Raw genomic sequence first — 26,278 nt, 5'->3', positions numbered from 1 at the left:
TTCGGTTCGCGTTTTTGTAGAGCTCAAGGGTATAAAAAAAGAAGTAAATCAGGGGGACAAGAACACCTAACAGCTTGATGAAATTAAAGCGTAAAAACATGGAAATCGAACTATTAGGAATCTCCCCCGTACTGCCAAGTCAAGACATTGATCGTGATGTTGAATGGTATGAGAAAAACGTTGGCTTTCAGCTAATACATAAAGACAAAATGTATGCCGTACTGAGACGGGAAACCTTCTCCATTCATTTGCAATGGCACGCTGATACCGAGGATGATCCATTGCTTGGTGGTTCCGTTATTAGAATATTTGTTCAGCATATTGAGCCAATATTTCAAGAATTTGTGAACAGGAGGACCATAAAACCTAGCAAATTGAGGTTAAATACGGATTGGGGAACTAACGAATTTGGCTTTTACGATTTAAATAATAATGCCATTTTTATAGTTGAGAGTTTATAACGTGTCAGGAAATTCCCCAACACACTCTTAATAAAAGCTTTAAAACCGAGGACATGAGCACCAAGACGAATCAGCATTTACTTTTACTACATGGGGCATTAGGCACAAAAGATCAATTTCGAAGCTTGAAAGAAAAACTCTCCTCTGAATTTCAAGTGCATGATCTTGATTTTGAAGGACATGGCGAAAGAGCATCTAGCGAGGAATTCACAATGGGTCTATTTACTGAAAATGTAATAGCGTATTTGAGTGCAAAAAAAATTAACAAAATCCATATCTTCGGCTACAGTATGGGTGGATATGTTGGTTTGAATGTAGCCCAAAAACACCCCTCATTCGTTGAGAAAATAATCACCCTCGGGACAAAGTTCGCCTGGACAGAAGCAACCGCAGCGAAAGAAGTAAGGATGTTAAACCCCGATAAAATTGAAGAGAAAGTTCCCGCTTTCGCCAATAAATTGGCATCAATTCATACCATAAACGATTGGAAGGAAGTGGTAGAAAAGACTGCTAGTATGATGTTGAGATTAGGACAAGGAGAAAGATTAACAGAGAAGAACTTAGAAGACATCAGGCATGAAATACTCATTGGAATTGGGAGTAAAGACAACATGGTAAGCATCGAAGAGTCAAAAGAAAGCGCAGAAGTATTACCCAATGGAAATTTAAGAATAATAGAAAATTTTCAACATCCAATTGAAAAAATAGACGATGAAATACTTAGCTCAATAATCGTTGATTTTATAAAAAATTAAAACCCTCCAATATGAGTATCACTACACCCGAGCACGATGAGCGCATAGCACAAATGAAATTCTCTTCAGTGTATCCACATTATGTTACAAAAGTGGAGAAAAAGGGAAGGACAAAAGACGAATTACATCAAGTCATTGAATGGCTAACTGGCTATGATTTAAAAAAGCTGGAAGAACTGATTGAAAGTCAGGTAACCTTTGAAAAATTCTTTGAGGATGCTACCCTAAACCCCAATGCCCATTTAATCAAAGGTGTCATCTGTGGCTATCGGATAGAAGATATCGAAACACCATTAACAAAGCAAACAAGGTATTTGGATAAACTGGTGGAAGAACTGGCCAGAGGGCGAAAGATGGAGAAGATCTTGCGGGTAGTTTAGAGCTTGTTTGGTAGGACCTCAATTGCCTCCAAGTGGCAAATTTCATTTCATGCTGCGTTAAATTTTTCGTCGAATCGCCCGCATTCGACTGCAAAATTTGCCTTACCTGAAATGAAATTTGCTCACTTTCGGCTAATTATGCCCTACCAAACAAGCTCTTAGCGTATCAAGGAGCTAAAAAATATCAAGAAACTACTTTAGTCAAGGAATCATCTACTATTACCAATGAAGCTTTTTAGAAAATTTAGACTTAAAGCAGTTGCCCAGAAAAAAATAAAGAGCTATTTCAAATATTCTATTGGCGAAATACTCATTGTTGTTATCGGTGTGATGATTGCAGTTTATTTGAACAACTGGAATCAAGCGCATCAAACAAACCTGGAGATTGAGACGTATTTTGAAAGAATACAAGAAGAGATTACCACCAATGGTGAATTTATCAAGGGGAATTCTTTAATCACCAAAGATTCCATGATTCCCAGCTTAGTGATTGCGCGAAGTATCATCATAAATGGGCAAGCTGATTCGCTGGAATCATTATCAAAGAAAATACGATTTTTAACCGAGTCAGAATCATTGTCTTTTCAATTTCCCGTCATTGAAGAATTTGTTTCTAAGGGGTACCTCTCAGAGATCAACGACCCTCAGTTGAATAAGTTGATTACTTTTTTCAACTACTACAAAGCTCAATGTAACATTACCGATGAAACAACAAGGGATTATCAAATACACCTGGTAAAGCCATTCCTTTTAAAAAACACCAGGTATGCTGACCTTGACATTTACCTTGATCAACCAATACTTGACGAGGAAGGGTACCGTTCCTTGGCCCAGCTACTCAAGAATAGGGAAGCCGAAAATTTGATCAGCCTATACATCTCCCACCTAACAAATTCTTCTGCAAATTTTGATTCCTTATTCGATGTTTTAACCCAAATACATGGGCGAATTGAAGAGATTAAATGATCAAATATTATGTGATTTATATTACATACTGCATAGAACTTTTCATCTATTTTAGTCGTATTATTTATTGAATTACATAAGCTGTTTTACCACAGGCATGCCTTCGGCATCAGCAAAAGTCAGTAGAAGGACGCGGGCTGCTTCGCGCCCTCAGCGTAACCTCGAAGGGATCGCTATACGGAATGCCTAAAGTACAGAGAATCAAAAAACACATAAGATGAAAAAGTTAAATGCAATCGGATTAACCAAGTCTGAATCCAAAGTCCTCGCTAATAAACTCAACACGCTGTTGGCAGAATATTCTATTTTCTACCAAAATGTACGGGGTTATCATTGGAATATTAAAGGCGAAAAATTCTTTGAACTTCACGTGAAATTTGAGGAACTGTACAATGACCTTTTATTAAAAATCGATGAAGTTGCAGAAAGGATATTAACACTTGGGCATTCCCCAAACCATAAATATTCGGACTACAAGAAGGCTTCTCAAATCAAAGAGAGCTCAGAAGTATCCGACGGAATAAAGGCCGTGAATAATATTTTAGAATCTTTTTCTGTCATCATAAAAATGCAACGAGAATTGCTAACTATCTCAGAAGAAGCAAACGATGAAGGCACCAATGCTTTGATGAGTGATTATATTCGTGCTCAAGAAAAATTAGTTTGGATGTACTCCGCTTTTCTCGGCAGGTAGGTTCATACGTTTCGCTTTAGCTCATTGTTTGCCGTTCTAGTGTAACGCCCAAATCAATGAGCTACTCGATTAAAGTCAACAACCTCATTAACAGTCTTTAAACATGAAGAAACTAGTAATAATAATTATCTCTATCCTAATGTTTAAGGCTTTCGTCATTGGGCAAAACCAAAACTTATCGAATGGCGATGTTTTTGATGGAGAACCCTACTTAGCCATCGATCCTAATGATGCTCAGCACTTGGTCGTTGCCTGGATGGGGTGGATTGATATCTTTAATCAATTTAAGATCAAGACCAAAACAAGTTTTGACGGTGGGCAAACGTGGACTTCCGTCACGGAGCTTCCGCATACAGTTTCCAATTACAGTTCTGCTGACCCCTGTATTGCCTTCAACGCTAATGGAGATGCCTTTATCAGTTATATCGACTTCACTGGCACAACGCCACCCGTAACGGGTGGCGTATACCTCTGTAAATCAACGGATGGCGGAATATCGTGGGGTGCTCCGAAAGAGGTCATTAATACCGATTATGATGGCAATAAATGGCCTATAGATCGGCCATGGATGGTGATCGACCAATCTACCAGCGGTGAATCGACAGCCATCTACTTGACCACTTTTAATTTAAACAGAACAGCACCCAGTTTCAATCCATACCTGTCTTTTTCAAATGATGGAGGAAATACGTTTTCCACCCGGTACCTGGATACCATTGGTTGGCTTGCAGGCAGCTTAAACCCTTTCCCCATGTGTTCTCCGACCGTAAATAATGCTGGCATTTTTCATGGTGTATATCCTTCTTTTGTGTTGACACAAAGCCTTTCTTTACAGATATTTCACGTATCCTCTGATGACGGCGGGAACACTTTAAACCATAAAAATATTCCAATCCAAGCAGAACCTGCGACTACTACGGACTACCCAAATGCCAAGAAAGCTCCCCTCTTGCTGTCTGATCCGGCAGATGACAACCATTTGGTCTACCTGTTTTTGGGAGCTGACTATGGCAATTTAGATGTCTTTATGATAGAAACCTTCAACGCGGGTATCGATTGGTCAGTACCCCTAAAATTGAATGACGCTCCTATCGGAAACAATAGAATGCAAGATATGCTTTGGGGTGATTTTGATAATGATGGCGACCTGGTTGTAAGTTGGAGAGACCGAAGAAATGGGACAGATGGTAGCTATCAAACAGCATCAGAGGTTTGGGCCACCTACAGAGCGAAAGATTCCTTAAACTTCTCGCCAAACTTTCAAATCACCAATGAAACCGTTGCTTTTGATGTCGTCTTGGAAAGTGCAGGAAATGACTTCATGTGTATAAAAATGCAAGATGATATCATAAACACCACTTGGGGCGATACCAGAAACGGTAAACTCAATATCTGGTTTCAAAGTATGACCATTGATGGCATTATTTTATCCTCGCAGCAACTGTCACCAGAAAAAAAATTACAGATCGCCATTTACCCCAACCCCACAACTTCGAGGGTCGCTATTACTGGTAAAAACATAAAAAGCATTACCATCTACAACATCAATAGCAAAGCTGTCCTTAAGGAATCAAACGACTCCAACAGGCAAGAACTAAACCTTGACCTAGCAGGGTTGAGTAGTGGTGTCTATCTCGTTCAGGTAAATACATCGGAAGGGATATTGACCAAAAAGTTAGTAAAGGAGTAGGGCCACAAAAAATAATAGCCCCGTAAACACCAAATCGATGAACAAAGAAACAGCAAAATACATCGTCAAGTATTTTTCATCTCTGTTGACAGACAAAGAAAAAATGGCTGTTAAACACACGTCTTCAACGTTTAAACTCAATGCAGCAAATAACACTGACCTTACTTCAGTGACCAGAATCTACCGAGAAAAAGGTTGGCTAACCCAAGACCAAGATGTATTGGACTTGCTTAAAGATGGGTACGACAACTTCGAGATAATCGTCGCTAAACGAATTCTCTCAGAACAGAAAGACAAAGTATTCCTAAATTATTGCCCTAAATGCGAACAGTTGGCACGAACTCCTAAAGCAAAACAATGCAGACATTGTGGAAATGACTGGCATTGAAAAGAGGGACCAACAGTTGCGGAACAAATAATGAAGCACGGCGCAACAGCTATTCACATAAATCTCGCCCCATACAAGAACCATAAACCTTACATTTCATGGGGCATTCGCAAGGCAAATTCATGAATTTGCCTTGCGAATGCCCCGTGAAATGCCTTAATTAGGTTTAATAAAAAAACTACTCCATCACCCAAGGCCCACCAGCAGCCTGGATGTCCTTACCCAATTGAGAAGCGGATGCTTTCCACTGATTGAGGCTGGTCATAATCTCCTTTATCTGCGCATTGGCAGCATCCAGGCTCATGCGGTGCATGGTCGTAGGACCATAAGTGGAGCGCTCCACACCGCGCATGACGGCAAAAATACGGTCGAAAACCACCGGCGGATTCTTTTCGCCTACCTGAGATTTTCTAGGATCGCCACCAATCGCCTTTTCCATTTGGTACATTTCCTTTTCCAAACCAGCCAGCGTTTCGCGCATTGCATTGGCTGCTCCTGGCGTGTTTTCCAGGCCCGTGGCCAATCGCTCGGCATAATTATCGGCATCCTCCAATTGAGCGGCTAAGGCCGTAAAATCAGCGAAGGTTTTCTCAAAAGATTGCCAAAAAGCTTCCACTTCGGCAGGCGCAGCACCAGGTAATGCCCCCTCTCTCAGTCGCTTCACGGTGAACGTAACAGGAGCCGACAAACTGCTCACCTTCCCGTCTACCTGCTGGTACATTGTGGCGGTGTATTCCCCAGGCATAGCCAATCGGCCGGGCATCCCAAAATCATCGCCAGTAATCGCTCCCGGTGAGGCATGGCGCAAATCCCAGGCAACGCGATGAAAGCCGCCCGAGGTCGAACAATCTACCTTGCGAATGATCTGGCCTTTTGCATTGCTCACCAAAAGGTAAACTTTAGCAGCCGCCTCTAAATCTTCTTTTTCCAGCGCATCCCAACCAGGAAATGTCACCGTTTCGGCCTCTTTTTCGGCTTTTTGGCGAGTCTCCTTGGCGCTTGTGTAACCGTCTTTCAAGTAATAGGTAAATACCGCTCCAAAGTCTGGGTTAGGTGCCACAAAATGGCCCGCCCCCTGATCGCCCTTCGGCTCATCAAAACCCAGGTGAGAACGTGGAATGTACCACCATGCATCGCGCGGCGTAAAGAGCGTAGCTGCCTCTGCCAACTGCGTCTCGTTCACAGCACGCAACGCTGTATAATCATCCAGCACAAACAAACCTCGCCCGAAAGAAGCTCCCACCAGATCGTTTTCGCGCCGTTGGATAGCCAGATCGCGGAAAGAAATCGTCGGCAAACCGCCCTTAAGTGCGTGCCACTGCTGGCCTCCGTTTACAGAAACGTAAACGCCAAACTCGGTTCCTAAAAATAGCAACTGCCCATTGACATGATCCTGAACGATCCGCCACAGCAGCGTTCTTTCAGGCAGATCAGCACCTAATTTTGTCCAACTCCGGCCAGCATCCGTGCTCTTAATGAGGTAAGGATTATAGTCGCCGTACTTGTGGTTATCTAACACCACGTAGACCGTATTGGCGTCAAAAAGATCGGCTTTTACGTCGTTGACAAAAGCGGTAGCAGGTACGCCCTTGACGTTAGACCATTCGATCTTGCGCCAGTTTTGACCGCCATCTTCGGTCACTTGTAGCATACCGTCATCCGTGCCCGCGTACAGCAAGCCTTCCTGCACCGGTGACTCGGCCAACGAAGTAATCGTATTGTAATTCGACATGGCGTTCACATCCCAGGCATTGTCCCAGCTTTGGGTACTACCCATGATAGGAAGCGTTAAGCGCTCCTGATCGCGGGTAAGGTCGCCAGAAATAGCTTCCCAGTTATCGCCGCGATTATCCGAACGCCATACCCGCTGGGAAGCGAAGTAGATCCGTTCCGGATTATGCGGACTCACCAGAATGGGCGCATCCCAGTTGAAGCGTTCATAATCTTCACCGGGCGCAGCTTGGGGCTGAATATCGATCACTTCACCCGTTGTCATGTCTATGCGCGACAGTGTTCCTTCCTGCCTTTCGGCGTAAACGATGTCTGGATTACCCGGCTCTGTCGCTGGTTGGTGACCATCCCAGTTGAGCACAACACTCCAATCCGAGTTTTGTATACCCTGCACTTTATCCGTACGAGAAGGGCCACCCTCGGTGCTGTTGTCCTGGGTTCCACCATAAATATTGTAGAAAGGTTCGGTATCGTCTACCGCAATTTTGTAAAACTGGGTCAGTGGCAAATTGGCCATAAAACGCCAGTTTTTCGCCAAGTCAAAACTTTCGTACAAACCACCGTCTGTTCCCATCAACAGATAATCGGGATCATCAGCACGGAAAGCCAGCGCATGGTTATCGGAGTGCTTATGCTGCTCCTGCAAGCGCCGGAAATTGCTGCCGCCATCATCGGATACCTGCACACGTACATCCATCAGGTACAAGCGGTCAAACTGGTGCGGACTAGCGTACAACTCCTGGTAGTAATGCGGCCCGGTAGCCCCGGAAACAGCTTCGGAGCGTTGTTCCCAACTTGCACCGCGATTGCTTGAGCGGTAAACAGCCCCCTCACGCCGATTGAGTTCAATAGCAGCATACAACACATCAGGCTGCTGTGGTGAGATCGCCAACCCTATCTTACCCATCGGCCCGCTAGGCAGGCCATTCGTAAGCTCTTCCCAGGTTTCGCCACCATCGGTAGAACGGTGAATGCCCGTGCCGGGGCCACCGCCCATGTAGGCCGCTACTGTACGATGACGCTGCCAGGTAGCCGCATAAAGCACATCAGGATTACGAGGATCAATCAGTAGGTCCGTTGCGCCGGTCCATTCTTCATCGCCGAGGGTACGGTTCCAGGTGGTGCCGCCATCAGTGCTTTTGAAGACACCGCGTTCGCCGCCTTTACTCCACAGTGGCCCTTGTGCAGCCACCCAAAGTACGTTGGAATCATCCGGATGCACCACAACTTTGGAGATATGCTCAGAGGTTTCCAAGCCTTTGTTTTCCCAGCTTTGGCCACCATCCGTACTGAGGTAGATGCCATCGCCGTAGCCCATGTGCCGGCCACCGACGTTCTCGCCTGTACCTACCCAGATGCGGTTAGGATCACGCGCATCAATGGTTACGCAGCCGATCGAGTAAGCACCTTGGCCCTCGAAGATAGAAGCCCATGTGACGCCCGCGTTTTCTGTTTTCCACACGCCGCCAGACCCCACGGCCACGTACCAGACATTATCATCTTGCGGGTGGATGGCAATATCCGCAATCCGCCCCGACATAAAGGCCGGGCCGATACTGCGCCATTCGATACCACTGAAATCGGGTTGATTTTTTGTTGTTTCCTGAGCGAAAGAAGAGACGCTCCATAAAAAGAGGCCACAAAGGGCCAGGAGTTTGAATATTGAAGGCATGTAGATTGGTTTTGAGAAGGACCGGCCAAGAAAAGGTTCCTCAGCGCCCCCTGTTATACTAGTCTTTAAAAGCCATCCAAGATAATCAAAACTGGAGGGGAAAAGAAAGAGAAAAAGGATAAGCTGTCAATCGGTTGAGGTTTGCAGTGGGCTTTCTGATCGAGCAAGAGCTTGTTCTCTTATCGCTTCATCATGGGCCATGCCATCTCCCGTCCCGACTAGAAAAGTCGGGACGGGATCGGCACCGGGCTATCCAGTCGCTACCGCTCCTTGCTATCCCTTGTCCTTGGTCGCTCCGCGCCCCGAGCTACGGCCTGCTGGCCTGCGCACTGGGTTAGATGTGGGCTCCATCCTCCGATTCTTCCGATACGATCCTTTATCTATCGGGACTAAACCTGCGGGCCACGGCCCGCCCATGTACCCCGCTGGCGGGGTCGGCTCGCAGAGCCGGGGGTGGAATTCCCGCTGGCAGGGTCGGCTCGTAGAGACGGGGATGGTAACCGCTCGGGCGGAGGTGGCCTGCCAGAGTCGGAGGTGGGGTAACCGCTAGTAGCATCGGTTCACAGATTCGAGAGTGGTAGCCTTAACGGCGGGCGGCTGGCCACCTCCGTCACTTCGTGACACCTCCACCAGCGGAGGACAAGGAGGGTTGCTTTGGTTGGAGTGCCTATTTCCAGGATAATTTTTTGCTTTGAGTAGGAGCCTACCCACTCGCTGGTCAGGGGACCAGCGGGATACTGTTCCTGTTAGTCTGGGGACTAACAGGAGCGGGATGTGCGAAAAGAAAACCACTCCTTAAATCCACCTCAAAAAAGCCCTCCATGCAGGGAGGGTTTGGGTGCCTGCCTGCCCGTAAAGTGGCAGGGGTCGAAAAAGCAGTTTACAATTCCAAAACCGGGGGCTTACGCCCCAAAACACCGCCCCAACCTAGCTCCGTACTACTCCTCCATTACGCCGTCGGGTTCGTCCCTCACTCCTCCTTGCTTCATTCCGTAGCAGCACTTCGCATTTGCTCATAAGATGGCCCGGAAAAGACCACCTCAAAAACTGTGGGCTAGGCGGAAGCCGATGTTACCACCACGAGCCACCGGCAACGCAGCGGTCCGATAAGCAGCGCGGCAACGCAGGGAATAGTCGTCCCAACTACCGCCGCGAGTTATACGGAGCACGCCCGATTTAGGCCCACATGGATTTTGTTGCGCGAAATTTTCGTACTCTACGAACCAATCACTGCACCACTCCCATACATTGCCACACATATCATACAAGCCTAATTCATTAGCCCTTTTCCCGCCTATTGGGCGAGTCGTTTTTTTGCTACCGTACGTGTTTCCTTTCTCCGCATTAACCTTACACCATGCCACCTCTCCTATATCGTTACTACCACTGTACAAGTAGCCTTTGCTATCTTTTCCACCCCTCGCCGCGTATTCCCATTCCGCCTCCGTAGGCAGGCGATAGCTTTGTCCCGTCTGGGTATTCAGCTTTTGTAGAAATCGCTGAATATCATTCCAGTTTACACCCTCTACCGGACATTCATCACAGCCTTTGTTGTATAATTCAGGAGGGTCGCTGCCCATCACTTCTCGCCATTGCGCTTGTGTCACCTGGTATTTACTGAGGTAGAAGGAAGAGAGGGTCACTTTGTGGGCAGGCTTTTCCCAATCAAAACAATCACTATCGCGGCCTTCCTGGCAGCCCATGATGAAGGTTCCGCCTTCCACGTAAATAAAACCATCAGGAGCATTAGGCATTTTTGCTTCTTGCAAAGCTATCAGTTCGCGCTCTTCTGATATCCGTGGCGGAGCTGGCGCGGGTTGGCTACGACTTGGTTCCATGAGTAGATCATCACGCAAATCTTCCTCTTCAATATCATCCGCCACATTGCTGATTGCAGCATTGATCCTATTCCGTTCGGTTGCTGCGTCCTTATGGCTGATGACACCCACATTTTCTTGCCTTCCTACCCGGCGGAGCCTACTAAGCAACAGGATAATAGTATTCTGATCTGAGCTTTCGTTGTCAAGTGCCTTGGCCATAAATTCCAAAGCTGCTTTGGTATCATCCTCCGCAAGAAAGTTGGCTACCGTAGCCTTGAAACCGTTCAGCGTCATCGTTTCAGGAACAGGGTCCGGTTCAGCTGCCAGTAATGCTGTCGGTTCCTGTTTTGCACGTGGTGGATCTGAAGGTTCTGGCCACTCTCTTTCAGGCGTAGGCTCAACACTAGCGACCCCATCTCGCCACAACACCAACTGTCCTCGTTTATCGCCCGTATTAAAAACCGGGCCGTAGTCGGAGAGTTGATCTTTATAATATTGCTTGCTTTGCAGCTGCACATTTTGAGCTAAAGCAGCCGCATTCAAGCCTTGTTTCTGGTTGTGGGTCAGTTCGTCGATGATGGCTTGGGCAAAAGGGCTATGCCCACCACGCGGGCCATCAGCTACGGCTTCATCATGGCGGCCCGAGCACATCACCCAGCGGCTGGGGCGGGCGGCCAGTTCTGTCAATACCATCTCCTCCGCTGCGCTCCGGTGCTCTTGCAAAAGGCTGCCAGAAAAACAGGCATCAGAGATAAACAATACGTGTTGTGCCTTGGCTACCTGGAAATAATCCCGCAGGGTAGAATTGGGGATATACAGGTCTGTATCTTCATTTTCTCCGTCGGTGGGTACCCAGGCCCCTAGTTGGGTGTCTTTATCTATATGCCCGTGCCCGGCGTAATAGATGATGATGCTATCCGGGGCCTTTACTTCTTTCATCAGTGCCCTCAATGCTCGGAGAATCTGCTTGCGGGTAGCTTCCTCGTTGCGCAGTAGCTTCCACAACGTTACGCCGTAATTTTGTTGGAGAATATTCGCGATCGCTTCCACATCCCGCACCGCGTTATTCAAATTCCCCCAATGCTCATAAGTATTGATCCCTATACCGAATAGATAGGTCTTTCCTGCGGAAGCGTCTTTGTTTTGCTGTGTAGGCCTACGGCCTGCGCGATGATCCATAAAGGGTATACGAATAGGGTTGTTGGATTACTCAATTTAACCAAAAATAGAAATAATTCTTTTAGGGATAGGATTTTACCCCAAATAACAAATTCCCCCTCCGTCCTCGCGGACACCTCCCCGTGGGGAGGACAGGGTATTGCTTTGGTTGGAGTGCCTATTTCCAGGATAGTTTTTCGCTTTACGCGAGGACTACACTCGCTGGTCAGGGGACCAGCGGGATACTGTTCCTGTTAGTCTGGGGACTAACAGGGGCGGGACACGCGAAAAGAAAACCACCTCTTAAATCCACCTCAAAAAAAGCCCTCCATGCTGGGAGAGTTGGGTAGATCATACCACCACGAGCAGTTTTGGCCTAGCGATGTGAAGTAGTGCGCCCACAGGGTGCAGACCCCAGGTCTCCTGGGGGCCGAACGAACAGTGAGCTACGCAACGTAGCGCCCGCAGGGAGGCCCCCTAAAGAAGGAATAAGGTGTAAAAGTGTAAGAGTTGGGTGGGTGTAAGGGTTTAGAAAGTCTACACTCCCCCCCTAACAATCAAACCATCAAACGTCCGGGCTGAAGCCCAGACTACTGATACCCCTGCGCCTGTAACCTAAACAACTCCGCATACTTGCCATCCTGCTTGATCAGCTCCTCGTGGGTGCCGATTTCGAGGAGGGTGCCGTGCTCTAAAAAGAGGATGCGATCCGCCATACGGACGGTAGAGAAGCGGTGGGAGATCAATACTGCTGTGCGGTCTTTGATCAGCTCGCTGAAGCGGAGGAATACTTCGTGCTCGGCGCGGGCATCCAGCGCGGAGGTGGGCTCGTCTAGAATCAAGAGTTGGGCGTCGCGCATGTAGGCACGGGCCAGCGCGATCTTCTGCCATTGGCCACCGGAGAGTTCTACGCCATCTTTGAAGCGTTTACCTAGCATTTGCTCATAGCCGCCAGAGAGATCATTGATGACCGTATCGGCGAGGCTCTTCTCAGCAGCATCTTCGATGATCTCTATCTCACCTTCCTGGCTGATCCGGCCTACGGCAATGTTTTCACGGACTTTCAGCTGATAGCGGAAAAAATCTTGAAATATGACGCCTACATTGGCCCGCAAACTGGTCAGATCATAATCTCGCAGGTCGACACCTTCGAGTAGGATGCGCCCTTCGGAAGGTTCGTACAAACGTGAGAGAAGCTTAACAAGGGTCGTTTTACCCGCGCCGTTTTCGCCCACAAGGGCAAGCTTTTCTCCAGCACGCAAGTGGAAAGACAAATTGCGAATAGCAAACTTATCTGTACCCGGATAATGGAAACTGACGTTCTCGAAACGAAAACCATCACTTACCTGCTCCGGAAAAGGTAGCGACTGCTCTTTGTTGCGAATCAAAGGACGGATGGCCAGAAAATCAAAGAGATCCTGGAGGTAGAGCGCCTGCCCGGCAATATTAGAAAAGCGGCTCATCATGCCCTGCAACTGCCCCTGCATCCGGTTGAAAGCACCTGATAAAAAGGTAAGGGTACCTACCGTAATCAGGCCACCCACTGTTTGCAACAAAATAAAAACATAGGCTCCGTAATAGGCCAGCGTCCCCAATGCAGAGAGCACCGAGCCCCAGCTGGCTCGCTTGATGCTCAACTTGCGGTTGGCCCGATAGTAATTCCAGGAAAGGTCTTCAAAACGTTGGGCCAAAAAATCGGAGAGGCCGAAAATCTTGATCTCCTTGGCCGTCGTGTCGCTGGCACCGATATAGCGCAGGTAATCCAGCTCTCGACGTTCGGGGGTCCAGCTGCGGGTGAGGGAATAGCTCCGTTGATTGAAATAATTTTCGCCCACAAAGGCAGGAATAACGGCCAAGATGAGCAACAGAATCAACCAGGGATTGAAAGCAATCAACCCCGCACCCAGTGAGATAATGGTAATCAAATCCTGGGCCTGTGACAGTACTTGTGACATCAGCACCGTACGCCCAGTCGTTTGGCGGCGAGCACGTTCCAGCTTATCATAAAAGTCGGGGTCCTCGAATTGGTATAAGTCCAGCTCCGCAGCATGGCGGATTAGTTTGACACTGGTGGAATTTGCAAATAAATCGCCTAAAAGACCATCCAGTAAATTGATCCCCCGGGAAAGGAGGTCGGACAAAATCGCCAACACCAGCTCTGCACCTACCAGCGTCCAAAGGTATTGCTGGGAAGCACTTTGTGCGTCCATTAAAAAGATCACTTCATCGACGATTTCTTTGCCAATGTAAAGCATGGCCAACGGCAGTACCGACTTGATCAGGCGCAAAACGGCATTCCCAATACTGAGAGAAGGGCTCGTTTGCCAAATCATCTTGAAAAAAGGGGGAAGGTGACGTAAAGCCCCTAACTGTTCTCGCCAAGATTGGGGTTGATCTTTGGGCTTTCTCTTTGCTTGCGACATTCGTCTATTTATTGCACAAAAAACAAATCAAGTCTTCTTATCAGGTTTCCTTAATAGCTGACACGCTTAAAATGAAACACTTAGCCAACTATTGAAAAAACAAAGGTTCGATTTGTTTTTGTGCTGTTCTCAGGTAAAAATCAGTAAAATAAACTGCCTAGATCAACAATAAGATTTGCCCGATAGTTTCGTTTTTAGCAACAACTACGCAAAAGTTACCAACAGCTACGCAGAGAGCAATGACAGATCTTATAGAATCTCGTATCTTGCGACTCTATTGCCTTAAATACATCACTATTCTATGCGCAAATTGATTGATCAATGGTTAAATGACCATGATAATCCTCGTCACAAAAAGATTGTAAGCTGGATGTGGCGGCTACTGTTCGCAGGGCTCATCGCCGGCGTACTGCTATTCCTGGGGCTTTCATTCACCAACTTACCTTCGGTTGCTGAATTGGAGAACCCTAAAACCAACTTGGCTTCTCAGGTTTTTGCCGAAAACGGCGAAATTTTAGGTAAGTACTATACCGAAAACCGGGTTCCTGTAGAATACGAAGAACTCCCGGAACACCTTATTCAAGCATTGATTGCTACCGAGGATATCCGCTACTACGAACACTCTGGTATTGACTTTTACGGCCTCGCCAGAGCGATTGCCTTTATGGGGAGTAGAGGTGGAGCCAGTACCATCTCCCAGCAGTTAGCAAAACTACTCTTTACAGGAGTGGCTGCCCGTAGTTTATCTGAGCGACTGGTACAAAAGCTTAAGGAGTGGATCATTGCGGTACGCCTGGAACGCAAGTATACCAAGGAGGAGATCATTGCCCTGTACCTTAATCGTTATGATTTCATCAATAATGCCAAGGGGATTCGTGCAGCTGCAGAGATTTACTTTAGTAAATCGCCTGAAAACCTCACTATTCCGGAAAGTGCGATGCTGGTAGGGATGCTCAAAAATGCATCCTTCTTTAATCCACGCCGCTTTGAGGAACGTACCAAACAACGCCGGGAAGTGGTGATGAGCCAGATGCAAAAAGCTGGATTCCTGAGCAGTGAAAAGTACAACGAATATCGACAGCTTCCACTAGGGCTTAAAGCTACGAGTCAAACCCACGTCGACGGACTAGCTCCTTACTTCCGGATGGTATTGGCCGAGAATGTCAAAGAAATTCTGAAACGCCCAGAATACCTCCAATCCGATGGAACACCTTACGATATTTACCGCGATGGCTTAAATATCTACACCACCATCAACCCTACGGTACAGCGACTGGCAGAAGAGGCTATGACCAAACACATGGCTAAGTTGCAAGGTACTTTCTTTAAGCATTGGAACAAAAGAGACCCTTGGGACTACAAATATGGTACAGAAACAGAAGTGCCTATTGAACGCCGCCAAGCTAGCCTCACCAAAAACATTCGGGCTTCTGATCGCTACCAAAAATTACGCACCTTCTATCTCTCAGAGATCACCAAGCTACTGAATGAAGAAACCGATCTGACCTTCCACAACGATGACCGTGAGGTAGAGCGCGTTGTTGAAGAAAGTAATAAACCCGGTCTTCTCAAGGAGTTGGTTAACGACGGTATGATCAGCTCTAGCCTCGCTAATAAGTACCGCAGGGTGATGCGCAGCAAGAAGTTTGACCAACTGAAAGCACAGTGGGCCAAACTGCAAGAAGCCGCTGACAAGGAATTCAACACGCCTACGGAGATGCGCGTTTTTGTATACTACAATGACGAAATGGCCGCCGATACAACGATGACCCCCTTGGACTCTGTGCGTTACCACAAGATGATTCTCCAAACAGGGATGATGTCTGTAGAGCCTCAGACGGGTTATGTGCGCTCGTGGATAGGTGGTGTGAATTTCCAATGGTTCCAGTACGATCACGCAAATACTAATACTCGCCGTCAGGTAGGGTCTACCTTTAAACCATTTGTGTACGCTACGGCTATTGACTTGCAGAGTATTTCGCCCTGCCAGCAATACATGGATGTACCAGTGACGATCAAACCCGGCGACGGACGTTTTTACCTCCAACAGCCTTGGACACCTAAAAATTCCGACGGAAAATATACCAGCGAATTATTGACGCTCAAGGATGGGTTGCGGCTTTCTAAAAACACCATTTCTGTTACCTTGATGAGAGAATTGGGCAGCCCCGAACCTGTGCGCGACAAGGCTGCACTGATGGGCATTCCGAAAGACATTATCCCACAGACGCCTTCTATTTGTTTGGGTGCCGTAGATTTATCGGTACAGGAAATGGTAGGCGCTTATACCACTTTTGCCAACAACGGCATCTATAACGAGCCGACCTATCTATTACGGATTGAAGATCGCTTTGGTCGTTTGATTTACGAGGGTGTACCTACAGAGAAGCAAGCTATTCGCCCTGAGGCCAACTTTGCGATGGTTGAAATGCTGCAATATGCATCCGGCTTCCGCGGAAAGATCAAAGGCCAATTTGGTGGCAAAACGGGTACGACCAACGAACATGCAGATGGATGGTTTATGGGCGTAACGCCTAATTTAGTCGTCGGCTGCTGGGTGGGTGGTGACGACCGTTGGATCAGCTTCCGAAGCTTGTCTTATGGCCAGGGTGCCTATATGGCGAAACCTATGGTTCTCGGCTTTTTGGAAGCAGTGCAAAACGAAGAAAGCCTCCATTGGGATTTCAATAAAACGTTCTATCGTCCACCAGGCAACCTGGGGATTGAGTTAGATTGTGATTCCTACCTGAACCCTAATGCACCTCTTGAAGACAGTGAATTTGATGATGGAGGAGGTTTTGACATTAATAATGAACCGGATTTTGGCGATGAATAACACTCAGCAAGCAAGTTTTTCTTTACTGTCTTTCTTATTCATAGCGCTCTTTTGGGGCGCCTGTGTACCCCCGCAGGACGAAGAGATCATTACGACCATCAACATTGACGTTCAGGATTCTCTCTTCCAGCGTATCAGTGATTGGCAGGATTTGCGGCAAGTCGAGGACCTCTACCCGATGCTTTACCATCCTGACCCTACCTATCGCTACCTTGCCGCTCGTGCTTTTGGAAGCATGGATGCTCCTGATGCCGTAGATAGCCTCGCCCGGCTATTGGGTGACCCTGTTGAAGAAGTACGGTCCATCGCAGCTTTTGCTATGGGGCAGCTAGGAGATGCGCGGGCATTGCCCTACCTTATTCGAGGCTTCATGCAGGAAGATACGGCGATGGTACACGCCATGTCACAGCGGGCAATTCTGGAAGCAGTAGGTAAATGTGGTGATTTCCCTACGCTCGAACAACTCAGCTCTGTAACAACCTACACGCCCGTGGATACGGCATTGCTTGAAGGACAGGCCTGGGGTATTTACCGAATGGGCCTTCGCGATCTTGTTTCCCCACTGGGTACAAAACGGATGCTGGAGCTGGGTTGTAAACCACAGTACCCGGAAAGTGTACAACTTATCGCTGCCAACTACCTGGCTCGTGTTCCTACTACTTTTGATTCGTTGGCTGCTCCCAAATTACGTACTGGTTTTGAGCAAAGCAACAATGCAGATGTTCGCATGGCATTGGCCATTGCCTTGGGCAAAACACAGCGGGGTGAAGCACTCACCAGCCTCATTGGTCAGTACCAGAAAGAAAGAGACTACCGGGTCAAATGCAATATACTGCGGGCTTTGTCCAACTTTCCTTATGAAAGTTGTCGCACCCTCATTACGGAAGCACTACGCGACCGCAACGAACACGTGGCCCGCCGAGCAGCTCAGTACCTACTGGAAAACTCTACCCCCGAAGACGCAGCCCAATGGTGGCGATTTGCGAAAGATAGTTTGCCAACCCCCATTCACCTGGATCTCTATCGGGTTGCCAACAGGCACCTGCCAGCTTACCGCACCGAGTTTAGGGATGCTATCAACTTTGAATTGCGCCAACGGTACATCAATTCCTCTTCCGCTTACGAAAAAGCAATGGTGCTACGAGCACTTGGCGAGTTTGCCTGGAATTATCGCTACATCTTCCGCGAAAGCCAAACAGCCACCGATCCTATTGTGCAGTCGGCAGCCACCGAAGCTTTGCAGCAAATCGGAGACCGTGACGATTTTACCAGCTTTTTTGGCCTTAGCACAAGAAGAGTAACCCAAGACTTGGCAAGCTATTTTATGGAAGCCATCAAAAGCAAAAGACCTGGCCCCGTAGCCATTGCATCCTTAGCTTTACGCTCTGGCAAGCGCGATTATCGCCCATACATTGATAGTTTGGAGGTTTTAAGCCGTGTCCTTAACGAACTCGAACTACCGGCTATGGTAGAGAGCTACAACGAATTGGGGCAAACCATTGATTACCTGAATGGTACTGCTACGTTTGAACCTATTCGTCCAAAATTCAATCATCCTATTGATTGGAAACTCCTTACCAGTATTGGCGCACAACCACGGCTGTCGCTCAAAACAGATGAGGGAGAAGCAGTCCTTGTTTTGTGGCCAGATGTTGCCCCCGGATCGGTGGCCAACTTGGCTCAACTGACCAAAGATGGATTCCTGAAAAACAAAGCCTTTCATCGTGTTGTCCCTAATTTTGTCATTCAAGGCGGAAGCCCTAGTGGTGATGCTTACGGCAGCCTCGATTATAGTATCCGTTCAGAGTTTTCTCCTATTCATTATGATACGGAGGGAATGCTCGGAATGGCCTCTGCGGGTAGAGATACCGAAGGCACTCAGTTTTTTATCACCCACTCCCCTACCCTTCATCTTGACGGAAAATATACCCTCTTTGGAAAGGTGGAACAAGGAATGGATATCATTCATAAAATACAACAAGGCGACCGCATTTTGGAAGCCAAGTTTTTGAAAGAATAATTTTAGCCCTAACCAACTACAAGTATTACATTCATGCAGTCAACACCATTAAAAGATCGTCACGAGGCCCTGGGGGCACGGATGGCAGAATTTGCCGGTTTCTATATGCCTATTTCCTATAGCGGCATCAAAGAAGAACACTTTGCAGTAAGAGAAAAGGCCGGCATTTTTGATGTTTCCCACATGGGCGAATTCATCGTAAGGGGCAAAGAAGCCTTGGATTTCGTTCAGTATATCACCTCTAATGATGCCAGTAAACTGGAAATTGGGCAAGCCCAGTATTCCTGCTTCCCCAATAAAGAAGGAGGTATTGTAGACGACCTATTGGTATACCGACTGGCCGAGGACAATTGCTCTGAAGGAGAACGTGCCTACATGTTGGTAGTCAATGGTGCTAATATTGAAAAAGACTGGCGCTGGGTGTTTGAACACAATACTTTTGATACGCGCCTGATCAATATTTCTGATCAAACAGGCTTGATTGCTGTTCAAGGGCCTGCAGCAACGGCTATTGTTCAAAAGCTTACAGCCACCGACTTATCTTCCATCAAATATTACACCTTTACCAAAGGTACCGTTGCTGATGTTGACAATGTAATTATTTCCGCTACCGGCTATACGGGTTCTGGCGGTTTTGAGCTCTATGCTGATGCCGACAAGATTGGTATCCTCTGGGATGCTGTTATGGAGGCAGGAAAGGAACACGGCATCGCCCCAGCTGGTTTAGGTGCTCGCGATACGCTACGTATGGAAATGGGTTATTGCCTTTACGGCAACGATCTGACAGATACGACTAGCCCGCTGGAAGCAGGCCTCGCTTGGATCACTAAACTTAACAAAGGCGAATTTATCTCTCGGGATTTTCTCGTAGCTCAAAAAGCAGACGGACTGAAAAAACGTTTGGTAGGCTTTACCCTTGAAGAACGGAGGGTCCCTCGACACGGCTATATCATTGAAAATAGTGATGGAGAAACCATTGGGGAAGTGAGCAGCGGTACACAATCTCCGAGCTTAGGGCACCCCATCGGAATGGGCTATGTCTCCACGGAGTATCGTACGCCCGGAACCGAAATATTCATCATTGCAGGCAAAAAACGCTTACCAGCGAAAGTAGCTAAATTGCCGTTTTTAAACATTTAACCCTATTTTTTTATTATAATCGCATAAGAGCTTGTTGGGAAATTTCATCCGGTGAAATGTCAATGAGCAAAATATTTGGATAAATCCTCTTAATGCTTCCTGATTATCAACGAATTGAGAACCTGACGTCGATACAAAAATTTCATTTAGCCCGCTAAACTCAATTTTAGTCCCTTAGTCAGAACCTTAATTCGTTGATAATCAGTTCGCAAATTTCCCAACAAGTTCTAAGATTTCACAATTTTCTGAAATCTACGAATACGATTTGATATCATGACGCTAGACGAAGGCAAACAAAAGTTTTTACAATCCTGGGGCGCATTGGGCTCTAGCTGGGGTATTAATCGTACCATGGCTCAAATCCATGCACTGTTATTGATATCTCCCGAGGCACTCTCGGCAGATGAAATCATGGCGGATTTGCAGATTTCTCGTGGCAATGCCAATATGAACATCAGGGCACTTATTGATTGGGGCCTGGTATTCAAAGAACTTAAACCCGGGGAACGGAAAGAGTTTTTTATTGCCGAAAAAGATATGTGGGAGGTCGTGAAGTGTATTATCACTCAACGAAAGAAAAGAGAACTTGAGCCCATGCTAAAAGTTCTGGATGAATTATCGAGCGTAGCAGACGAAAGCAAAGAGGGCGAAGCTTTCGCAGAAGTCATCAAAGACATCAAACTATTCAGTAGTAAAGCAGACTCTACCCTCGATACCCTCACCAAAGCAGACTCCAACTGGTTTGTGGGTACCTTCATGAAAATGATTAGGTAGATTAAACCACTTAAGGCACTTAAGAAATCTTTGGTGCCTTAAGTGGTTTAAAAAACTTAATCCAACGCACCGAAATGTTCGAGGATTTTATCCGCGAGTTCCCGGCCAATATTCGCTTGAGCTTCAACGGTAGACGCACCGATATGAGGAGTTACGGACACGCTAGGGTGTTGTAGTAATTCTGGATTAGGTGTTGGTTCGTTAACGAAAACATCTAAGGCTGCACCACCTAACTTACCACTCTTCAAGGCTTCCAGTAAAGCATCTTCATCAGCGATACCACCGCGGGCGGTATTGATAATAAAAGAACCGTCTTTCATTTTGGCGATCTCATCTTTTCCTATCAACGCGCGGCCTACGCTAGGCACGTGAAACGTGATAAAATCAGACTGAGCAAGTACTTCCTCGAAGTCTACTGTTTCAACAGTTACCGTAAGGCGAATACTTTTGGTAGCGTAGAGCATGATATCGATATCTGCCTCATCTACCATAGGGTCAGAAGCCAATACGTTCATTCCCATGCCAATACCGATGCGGGCAACTTCCTGGCCAATACGGCCAAAACCGATAATGCCTAGTGTTTTTCCACGCAGCTGCATGCCTCCTGAATACGCTTTTTTCAAGGTCTTGAAGTTAGCGTCATCAGCTACCAGTTCCCTGTTGGAACGGTGAACAAAGCGCGCTAAACTAAACATGTGCGTAAATACCAACTCCGCAACCGACTGTGAAGAAGCTGCGGGGGTATTGTAAACCGCGATTCCTTTATCACGTGCGTAATCAACATCAATATTATCTAGTCCAACACCAGCACGTGCGATCACTTTCAAATTGGGGCAAGCGTCGATCAGCTCTTTACGAACTTTGGTAGCACTTCTTACGATGATAGCATCGTACGATGGCAGTACTTCCATCAAATCTTCCTGAGCTACTTTTTCAGTGTCAACCTGGTAGTTGGCTTCTTCCAGCAACGTCTTTCCATCTGGATGAATACCATCATTGGCGAGAATCTTAATCATGTCCTTTAAATTAAGGGGTTTGGAGATTGTTTCTTACTCGGTGCGCGATGTGGTTAGGATAGCGTACCAATCATTGCTTTTGGCTGAAGGCAGCGCAAAAGTAAGTATATTTTGCGTCCTTGCGCAACTATCCTGAATCAATTTGATCTGGACTTTACGAATGTACACTTAACGTTTAAATTCCTTATAATCAAGCCCAAGAAGGCTTCCCTAACATCTTATGTACTAAACTAAATATCTAAACAACGATAGTAACTTATCAAGTACTTAAAAGAAAAACCCGGAAGCGGTTGCTGCTTCCGGGCGTTAAAGAACATACTTTCACTCACTAATTATTTTTGTTGACCAACTCGGCAGGAATTCCGAGGAATGGCGAATCTCCACTTGTAATAATTACTTTGGAATTATTGCTGGTAGACATCCGATAGAAGGCTTCTATAGCTCGGTATTGCAGGATTTGTGGCTCAAGGGCTTCTGCCAGTTTTTCGTTAGCTTCTGCTTGGGCATTCGCTTCCAATAATATAGCGTTGGCTTGTCCCGCCGCGCGAATTTCCAACTGTTGCCTCTCGGCATCAGCATCGATAACGGCTGCCGTCCGGTCGCCTTCGGCTTTAATGGTACGACGTTCGGCGTCTGCTTGCTCCTGCTGCTTTACAAACACCATTCGTTGAGCATCTTGCTCCGCCTGGAGTTTTTCCTCGATAGAGCGAGAGAGCCCCTGAGGTAGTTGAATACTTTTGAGTAACACATTCTCCACCACAATGCCTTTACTTTCAAGGATTTCAGACATCCGATCTCTAATTTGAGTTTCAATCACCGAACGCTCCCCCGAGTGCATATCCTTTGCCAGAAAACGTGCTGTAACGTCGGCTGAAGCCGAACGGAAAACCGGCAGGATAATTTGCTGCTCATAACTACGGCCGATATCTCTTAGTATATTCGGCGCTTCATTGGGCATAATGCGGTAAAGAATAGAAATATCTGAACTGATCGTTAAACCTTCCTTAGAAGGCAGGTTTGACCTGATTTCCAAATTAACCGTCCGAGTAGGAAGGGTAATTATCGTACTTGTAAAGGGGTTATAAGAACGGGGTCCCTCGCTCAAAGCCGCATCATTGATTCGGCCCAAACGCTGGCGAACCCCCACTTCTCCTGGACGGATTACTACACAACTTGATAAAAATCCAACCAGCAAAAGAGAAGAGAAAAGAATTTTAATCGTTTTCATCGGCGCAAATTTTGTTTACTAATAGCTTTACTATCAAAAGCACTAGCTATACTAATTTGTTCACCAATTAACGCTTAATCTTTCTCTAAAAATTTAGGCGCTCTCCGATGTTTGGTTCCTTGCTCAAAGGCATAGGCAATTTCCAGAAGTAAAGGCTCCGTCCAAGCTTGTCCAAAAATAGACATACCCACGGGGAGTTCCCCCACAAAGCCCATAGGCACCGTGATATTGGGATATCCTGCACGGGCCGCCGGAGAAGAGCTCCCCAACTGAAAGTGATCGCCATTCACCCAATCTGTTGTCCAGGCCGGGCTGCCCGTGGGGGCCACAATAGCGTGTAGGTTATGTTCTTCCATTACCTTATCCAAACCTTCTTCCTGACTCAGGCGCAGCATTTCTGCTAATGCTTCCTGGTATGCCTTTGAGGTAAGGTCTTCCTTTTCCTGTGCCATTTCCAGGTACCTTTGGTTGTAATATTCCAGCTCAACGTCATCCTGCTTATTGAAGGCAATCAAGTCTTCCACCGTTTTAATGGGGGCGTCAGGTCCCAGGCTAGCAAAATATTTATTGAGCCCATCCTTATACTCAAAGAGCATAATTTCAAAAGACAGACCACCTGCCTGCCGGGGTGCGATATTCTCGATCTCAATTGTTTCTGCGCCTTGTGATTTGATAAATGCTACTGCTTGCGCAAAAACGGAATCTACCTTAAAATTAGCCCCTAAGGGCTGGGTGTAAATCCCAATACGCTTCCCCTTGAGGCCGTCAGCATTAAGGAATTGGGTATAATCATCATAAGCTTTATTCTCGCTGTCGAGGGTTTTACTGTCGGCAGGGTCTATACCAATCATGGCAGCCAAGCCAATAGCAGCATCACGAACAGTTCTAGCCATAGGGCCCGGCGTATCCTGTGTAAAAGAGATAGGGATGACTCCGCTTCGACTAATCAGGCCTACTGTCGGTTTTATGCCCACTACCCCATTGGCATGGGAAGGGCATACGATGGAGCCATTGGTCTCTGTTCCAACAGTTACAACCGCTAGATTGGCCGATACCGAAGCGCCAGAACCCGCAGAAGATCCACAAGGGTTGCGTGTAAGCACATAAGGGTTCTTTGTTTGGCCACCTACGCCACTCCAGCCACTAGAGGACATTTCTCCACGAAAGTTAGCCCATTCGCTCAGGTTGGCCTTCCCTAAAATAATGGCCCCGGCTTCGCGAAGTTGTTTCGCCAGGTAGCTGTCTTGTAACGGGAAGGAATTGGCTAAAGCTCTCGATCCTGCCGTCGTCGGCATCTTATCCTGGGTATCTATATTGTCTTTCAGAATGACGGGGATGCCGTGCATTGGGCCACGAGAGTTACCAGCTGCCAGCTCCGCATCCAGCTCAGCAGCAATAGCGAGGGCATCAGGGTTTACGATAATTACCGAATTCAGCATTGGGCCTGCATCATCAATAGCTGCAATGCGATCCAAGTAAGCCTGAGTGAGCTCTTGAATGTTATAGGTTCCAGCTGCATAAGCCGCCTGGATATCAGCAATGGTAATTTCTTCTAACTCAATCAATGTAGCTGACTCTTCGGTAATTTGTCCTCCTGTTGTACAGGAAGACAGTCCCAAAATCAACAAGAACGCCAAAAAAGGCATGGAAAGAATACTATAGCGCTTTTTCATACTTACAGGTTTTATAGGTCAAATCTATAAAGATTTAAAGGGCAAAAGACTATATATATGGGAAAAAACAATCCCGATTATGCTACTTAAAGCGATAATCGGGATCATTTCTTAGCCTTGCTTGAATTAAGTTGGCTTTTCTTACGTAGAAAGTATTAATTGCCTCTACGCTGAGACAAGGTAGGAAAAGCAGCTCCCGTATAATGGTTAAACTTTTTGCCGCTTTGGATCGGCAAGCGGTATTGCTCAACAAAGCCTGCTAGAAGCACTTTGATTTCACCTTCATCTACCAAACGAGAATCGGGACGTAAGAGGAATCCCATTTGGTCAATTTGTCCATCCTCTGCCCAAAAGACGTGTAACCAAAGGCGTACACCATTCAGGTCAAAATTCTGGCTATTGGCATAACTGTCTATTGCCTGCTGCATATCCAACCAACCTTCAAAGGCCTTGGTGATGTCACCAGCAGAAGCTTCAAGCAAAGACTGGCTATAGGAAGAAGTCAGCTGCTCATAGCGTTGTTCTTCGGTACCTAGCATAAAAATTTTATCTAGTGAACCAGATTGTGCAGCCGCCAAAAAAGGCAGCGCTAAAAGACATGCAGTAGTTAAAAGAGATCTCATCATTTTTGGGAATTTTTACAATTTGGAAATCAAAGATAAGGAACAAAATGCAACTATTCAGCAGATTACTTTCACTGGCCTCCTCTTGTTCTATAAAAAGGTTGAACGCTAATTTCCACGCTTTCGTCTAAAGAATTTAATCACTTACTTAAATATTCGCATCTTTGACCAATCATCAGCGTCGCAAGGTTGTTCAATAATAAAGAATACAAAACAACAGATCACCAATGATCATAGACGTTATTTGTGCGGTTATCGCACTCTACGGTTTCTGGGTAGGTTATTCGCGTGGGATCATCAAGACGGTGCTCACCACGATCTCCTTTCTATTTGGGTTTATGGCTGCAGCCAAATTCAGCCCTACGGTATCTACGATGCTTCAAGAATGGATTGATGGCCCAGGAACAATCATGCTACCTGCTGCTTTTCTGCTTACATTTATCCTTACCCTTGTTTTATTCCGAATGCTGGCCAATGGCTTGGAAAACATGCTGGAAGCGGTTAATATCAACTTCATCAATCAAATCATGGGAGGGGGCATCTCCATGTTTTTCTTCATTTTCTTGTATAGTGTTCTTGTGTCTTTCGCCGACAACTCTAGAATGATTGACCCAGACACCAAAGAAGATTCTATTACCTATACCATATTGCAACCCGTTCCTGAATACGCCTGGGCCGCCGGCCAACGTGTATGGCCTGTTTTCCAGGAGTTTTACCAACACGCCCTCGATGTAATGGACCAAATCGACAGTTCTGTAGAACGCCAAGAGAATGATAAGTTCTTTGATATTGAGGAGGAGGACAATGACCAGCCGAGGAGGTATTAGGGG

General features: G+C 46.7%; 19 protein-coding genes. 12 read left to right on the top strand and 7 right to left on the bottom strand.

The genetic code is table 11. The features are described 5' to 3' along the window. The first annotated feature begins 98 nt into the window (after positions 1-98). The 7 genes from A3EU_RS0109455 to A3EU_RS0109425 all read left to right on the top strand — a co-directional run bounded on the left by A3EU_RS0109455 (position 99) and on the right by A3EU_RS0109425 (position 5,334). On the top strand, positions 99-461 hold the full coding sequence (locus A3EU_RS0109455) for a VOC family protein (protein ID WP_020535910.1): 363 nt from the start codon (positions 99-101) through the stop codon (positions 459-461). A gap of 53 nt (positions 462-514) precedes the next feature. After that, positions 515-1,216, top strand: coding sequence for an alpha/beta fold hydrolase (locus A3EU_RS0109450; RefSeq protein WP_020535909.1), 702 nt, complete (start codon positions 515-517; stop codon positions 1,214-1,216). A gap of 11 nt (positions 1,217-1,227) precedes the next feature. After that, entirely contained in the window at positions 1,228-1,596 is a 369-nt protein-coding gene (locus A3EU_RS0109445; protein WP_020535908.1) for a DUF2200 domain-containing protein, read from the top strand. 225 nt (positions 1,597-1,821) lie between these two features. Further along, a complete protein-coding gene (locus tag A3EU_RS0109440; protein WP_020535907.1) occupies positions 1,822-2,562 on the top strand; it encodes a hypothetical protein in 741 nt (246 codons plus the stop codon). A 217-nt stretch (positions 2,563-2,779) separates the two neighbouring features. Then, complete coding sequence (locus tag A3EU_RS0109435) at positions 2,780-3,256, top strand: Dps family protein (protein ID WP_020535906.1); 477 nt, start codon at positions 2,780-2,782, stop codon at positions 3,254-3,256. Between the two features lie 103 nt (positions 3,257-3,359). Continuing rightward, positions 3,360-4,946 (top strand): T9SS type A sorting domain-containing protein, encoded by a 1,587-nt coding sequence (locus A3EU_RS0109430; RefSeq protein ID WP_026211311.1) that lies wholly within the window; start codon positions 3,360-3,362, stop codon positions 4,944-4,946. Positions 4,947-4,983: 37 nt separating this feature from the next. Further along, positions 4,984-5,334, top strand: coding sequence for a hypothetical protein (locus tag A3EU_RS0109425; RefSeq protein ID WP_020535904.1), 351 nt, complete (start codon positions 4,984-4,986; stop codon positions 5,332-5,334). 178 nt (positions 5,335-5,512) lie between these two features. On the opposite strand, the gene A3EU_RS0109420 is transcribed toward A3EU_RS0109425, so the two are convergent. From A3EU_RS0109420 to A3EU_RS0109410, 3 genes are all read right to left on the bottom strand, one after another. Further along, positions 5,513-8,737, bottom strand: coding sequence for a VPS10 domain-containing protein (locus A3EU_RS0109420; protein WP_020535903.1), 3,225 nt, complete (start codon positions 8,735-8,737; stop codon positions 5,513-5,515). A gap of 1,040 nt (positions 8,738-9,777) precedes the next feature. Further along, on the bottom strand, positions 9,778-11,736 hold the full coding sequence (locus tag A3EU_RS32655; protein WP_020535902.1) for an SUMF1/EgtB/PvdO family nonheme iron enzyme: 1,959 nt from the start codon (positions 11,734-11,736) through the stop codon (positions 9,778-9,780). 569 nt (positions 11,737-12,305) lie between these two features. Beyond that, complete coding sequence (locus tag A3EU_RS0109410; protein ID WP_020535901.1) at positions 12,306-14,138, bottom strand: ABC transporter ATP-binding protein; 1,833 nt, start codon at positions 14,136-14,138, stop codon at positions 12,306-12,308. Positions 14,139-14,439: 301 nt separating this feature from the next. Between A3EU_RS0109410 and A3EU_RS0109405 the strand changes: the two genes are divergently transcribed. The 4 genes from A3EU_RS0109405 to A3EU_RS0109390 all read left to right on the top strand — a co-directional run bounded on the left by A3EU_RS0109405 (position 14,440) and on the right by A3EU_RS0109390 (position 20,908). Further along, complete coding sequence (locus tag A3EU_RS0109405; RefSeq protein ID WP_020535900.1) at positions 14,440-16,974, top strand: transglycosylase domain-containing protein; 2,535 nt, start codon at positions 14,440-14,442, stop codon at positions 16,972-16,974. Continuing rightward, entirely contained in the window at positions 16,967-18,994 is a 2,028-nt protein-coding gene (locus A3EU_RS33890; RefSeq protein ID WP_020535899.1) for a peptidylprolyl isomerase, read from the top strand. Before A3EU_RS0109405 ends, A3EU_RS33890 begins: the two co-directional genes overlap by 8 nt. A gap of 33 nt (positions 18,995-19,027) precedes the next feature. Next, the gene (gene gcvT / locus A3EU_RS0109395; RefSeq protein WP_026211309.1) at positions 19,028-20,134 is read left to right on the top strand and encodes a glycine cleavage system aminomethyltransferase GcvT; all 1,107 of its coding nucleotides are present in this window, start codon (positions 19,028-19,030) and stop codon (positions 20,132-20,134) included. A gap of 273 nt (positions 20,135-20,407) precedes the next feature. Next, positions 20,408-20,908: a GbsR/MarR family transcriptional regulator gene (locus A3EU_RS0109390; RefSeq protein WP_020535897.1), complete on the top strand. Its 501-nt coding sequence runs from the start codon at positions 20,408-20,410 to the stop codon at positions 20,906-20,908. Between the two features lie 56 nt (positions 20,909-20,964). On the opposite strand, the gene A3EU_RS0109385 is transcribed toward A3EU_RS0109390, so the two are convergent. The 4 genes from A3EU_RS0109385 to A3EU_RS0109370 all read right to left on the bottom strand — a co-directional run bounded on the left by A3EU_RS0109385 (position 20,965) and on the right by A3EU_RS0109370 (position 25,451). Further along, positions 20,965-21,924 (bottom strand): D-2-hydroxyacid dehydrogenase, encoded by a 960-nt coding sequence (locus tag A3EU_RS0109385; protein ID WP_020535896.1) that lies wholly within the window; start codon positions 21,922-21,924, stop codon positions 20,965-20,967. 328 nt (positions 21,925-22,252) lie between these two features. After that, positions 22,253-23,152, bottom strand: coding sequence for a prohibitin family protein (locus A3EU_RS0109380; RefSeq protein ID WP_020535895.1), 900 nt, complete (start codon positions 23,150-23,152; stop codon positions 22,253-22,255). A gap of 74 nt (positions 23,153-23,226) precedes the next feature. Then, entirely contained in the window at positions 23,227-24,825 is a 1,599-nt protein-coding gene (locus A3EU_RS0109375) for an amidase (RefSeq protein WP_020535894.1), read from the bottom strand. Positions 24,826-24,980: 155 nt separating this feature from the next. Continuing rightward, complete coding sequence (locus tag A3EU_RS0109370; RefSeq protein ID WP_020535893.1) at positions 24,981-25,451, bottom strand: hypothetical protein; 471 nt, start codon at positions 25,449-25,451, stop codon at positions 24,981-24,983. Positions 25,452-25,675: 224 nt separating this feature from the next. Here A3EU_RS0109370 and A3EU_RS0109365 point away from each other — a divergent pair, with 224 nt between their 5' ends. Beyond that, positions 25,676-26,275: a CvpA family protein gene (locus tag A3EU_RS0109365; RefSeq protein WP_020535892.1), complete on the top strand. Its 600-nt coding sequence runs from the start codon at positions 25,676-25,678 to the stop codon at positions 26,273-26,275. The last annotated feature ends 3 nt before the right edge of the window (positions 26,276-26,278 follow it).

This window comes from Lewinella cohaerens DSM 23179 (genome assembly GCF_000379805.1).
Classification (GTDB): Bacteria; Bacteroidota; Bacteroidia; order Chitinophagales; family Saprospiraceae; genus Lewinella; species Lewinella cohaerens.
The sequence above is the reverse complement of the archived record's forward strand: the minus strand, read 5'-3'. Positions and strand labels throughout refer to the sequence as shown.